The sequence below is a fragment of the Xanthobacter autotrophicus genome (genome assembly GCF_029991245.1).
In the GTDB taxonomy this organism is placed as follows: domain Bacteria; phylum Pseudomonadota; class Alphaproteobacteria; order Rhizobiales; family Xanthobacteraceae; genus Xanthobacter; species Xanthobacter autotrophicus_C.
Genome location: NZ_JAIVFO010000429.1, coordinates 1 through 405, shown reverse-complemented (window position 1 = coordinate 405; position 405 = coordinate 1). Strand labels below are relative to the sequence as shown.

The window sequence follows — 405 nt, the reverse complement described above, 5'->3', positions numbered from 1 at the left end:
CTACAATGCGGGTTTGCCCTTGAACCGGACCGCCATGCAAGACCAGATCATCCAAGCGTTGCGCCAGAACGAGGCCGACCAGGCCGTGCAGCTGGCCCAGGCGTGGACCCGTGATGAACCCGGCCAGGCCGAGGCCCACCGCTGGCTGGCGCTTGCGCTGCAGCAGCAGGGCAAGGCCGAGGACGCGATGGAGGCCCTGCAGCAGGCGCTGCAGCGCGCCGGCTGGGCGGCCGATGAAGTGGACTACGTGAACCTGCATGGCACCGCCACCGGCCACAACGATGCGATGGAAAGCCTGGCGGTGTCGCAGGTGCTGGGCAACCAGGTGCCGGCCAGTTCGACCAAGCCGCTGACCGGCCATACGCTGGGTGCTTCAGGCGCGATCGAAGCTGCACTGTGCTGGAT

1 protein-coding gene is annotated in these 405 nt (G+C 67.7%); it reads left to right on the top strand.

Features of this window, described 5'->3' with window-relative positions:
- Window positions 1-19 precede the first annotated feature (19 nt).
- Window positions 20-405 (top strand): BTAD domain-containing putative transcriptional regulator (locus K9U41_RS23540; RefSeq protein WP_349237874.1); only part of this gene is annotated, 386 nt, incomplete at its 3' end.